The sequence below is a fragment of the Pseudomonadota bacterium genome, assembly GCA_010028905.1.
GTDB lineage: Bacteria > Vulcanimicrobiota > Xenobia > RGZZ01 > RGZZ01 > RGZZ01.
On record RGZZ01000627.1, the window covers coordinates 1 to 2,460 of the forward strand.

At 66.2% G+C, this 2,460-nt stretch carries 1 protein-coding gene; it reads right to left on the reverse strand.

Annotated features, from left to right (window positions below; all coding sequences use genetic code 11):
• Positions 1-2,460 (reverse strand): amino acid adenylation domain-containing protein (locus EB084_23700; GenBank protein NDD31267.1); only part of this gene is annotated, 2,460 nt, incomplete at both ends.

Consider the following 2,460-nt stretch of genomic DNA (forward strand, 5'->3'; position numbering starts at 1 on the left):
TCGAAGGCGAGGTCGTTGGCCTGCCGCTGGCTGTACGACGACTCGTACAGCGTGCGCCACTGGCTGATGCGATCGTGGCGCCAGCGGGTGAGATCGCGCTGCAGCGCTTCGCTTTCGCGATGGGGTTCGATCCACGCGACAAGTTGCCCTTCGCGAAGGGCCACGACGGCACCGCGCACGGCGTCGTGTCGGCTCAATGTGGCCTCGATCTCGCCGGGTTCGATGCGGAAGCCGCGCAGCTTCACCTGGTCGTCGACACGACCCAGAAAATCGAGTGCCCACGGTGCTTCCGGGTCGGCCGACGCCGTCACCCAGCGGCAGCGATCCCCGCTGTCGTACATGCGAGCACCGTGCACGTCGCTGAAGGGGTCCGGGAGGAAGCGTTCGGCGGTGAGGCCGGAGCGGGAGACATAGCCTCGTCCCACGCCTGCGCCGCCGATGTAGAGCCGCCCTGGAACACCGAGGGGCAGGGGCTCGAGCTGATCATCGAGCACGTACAGCCGCACGCCTGGAAGGGGGCGTCCGATGGGAACGCGTCCGTCGTCGGCGTCGTTGCAAGAGAAGGCAGCGGCGCAGATGGCGGCCTCAGTGGGGCCATAGGCGTTGATGATCCGAGTTCCTTGCGCGTGCTTCTGCAGCAGGCCAGGGGAGGCGGCTTCACCCGCTGCATCGACGCACTCCAGGATGGCGGTGTCCGTGATGTCGAGGGCTGCAAGGAGCGTGGGTGTGAGTGTGAGATGGGTGACGCCATTCTCTCGCAGGCGTCGGGCGAGAAGCGATACCGCTGCAGCCCCTTCTTCTTCGACGACAACAAATCGGGCTCCACTGGAGAGGGCGCCAAACACTTCCCAGACGGCGGCGTCGAAGGTCAGTGCCGCCACCTGCAGCACACAGTGCGCTGCCCGCAGGTCTCGTGTCGCCTGCTCTCCTGCGATGCTGTTGCACACAGCGCGGTGGCTGATGCTTGCGCCTTTGGGCTCTCCCGTCGAGCCGGAGGTGAAGATGATGTAGGCGGTCTGCAGCGGGTGGGTGGTCACGCGCGGTCGGGCCGATGGCAGCGTGGCGCTCAGGTGCTCGATGAAGTGGGTGTCGATGAGCGTTCTCGCGCCGGCGAGTCGCATCTGTGCTTCTCGTCGTTGTGCAGGGTGCTCGGGGTTGAGTGGCACGAACGCGCCGCCCGCCTTGAGCACGCCGAGTTCGGCGACGATGGCGTCGATGCCGCGGGGCAGGCAGATGGCCACGGGTTCCTCGGGCGCGAGACCACCGTGCAGCAATGCATGGGCCACGCAGTTGGCGCGGCGCTCGACCTCGGCATAGGTGAGATGCGCATCGCCACAGATCAGCGCGACGGCGTGTGGGGTCGCGTCAGCGTGATGCTCGAAGGCGGCGTGCAGCAGGGATGGCGAATCAGGTGAGGTCGCCGAGGGTGTGCCTGCCCACGTGAGTGCGCGTTCTCTGTCGGCCGATGATGTGGTCGAGAGCTGCGAGATGCGTTTCTCGGGTTTCTCGCAGACGCATTCGAGCAGCGACGTGAGCTGCGCCGCCATGGCGTCGATGCTCATCGCCTCGAAGAGGTCGAGGCTGTAGACCAGCTGGCAGACGAGCTCTCCGTCACGCTCCCAGACGTGCACCTCGAGGTCGTTGCGCACGGTGGGGCTTCCGCCTTCGAAGGGTGTGACGCCCATCGAACCGAGCCTGAACTTCTTGAAATCTGCGTTCTGCAGGGCGAACGCGATCTGGGTGACAGGTTCGTACTCGAGGTGACGCTCTGGGTTCAGCGCTTCGACCACTTTCTCGAAGGGCACGTCTTGATGTGCGTACGCGTCGAGGCTTGCGCGTCGGGTCTGTGCGAGCAGGTCGATGAAGGTGGGGTCGCCTGTCAGGTCGCTTCGAATCGCGAGCGTGTTCACGAAGAAGCCGATGAGGCCTTCGATCTCGGGCACCACGCGGTTTGCCACGGGGGAGCCGATGACCAGGTCATTGCTTCTGCTCCACCGCTGCATGAGCACGGCGAAGGCGGCGCGTAGCACCATGAAGAGGCTGGCGTCGCTTGTCTTGGCGAGCGCGTTGAGGCGTGCCGTGAGGGTTGTGTTGATCGTGGTCGTGACCATTCCCGCGCGATAGGTCGGGCGATGGGGGCGCGGGTGGTCATAGGGGAGCTCGAGCAGCGGTGGGGCCCCGTCGAGATGCGCCTTCCACCAGTCGGTCTGGCGTTCGAGGTCGGCCCCCGTGAGCCAATCACGCTGCCAGCGGGCGAAGTCGGCGTACTGCACGGCAAGCGGGGCGAGCGTCGGCGTCTGGTTCTGGCTGAACGCGCCATACAGCGCGTCGAGCTCGCGCGAGAGCACGCCCATCGACCAACCGTCAGAGGCGATGTGGTGCATGGTGATGGTCAGCACGTGATCGTGCGCCGCCAGGCGCAGCAGGCGCGCGCGAATGGGCCAGTCAGCAGCGAGGTCG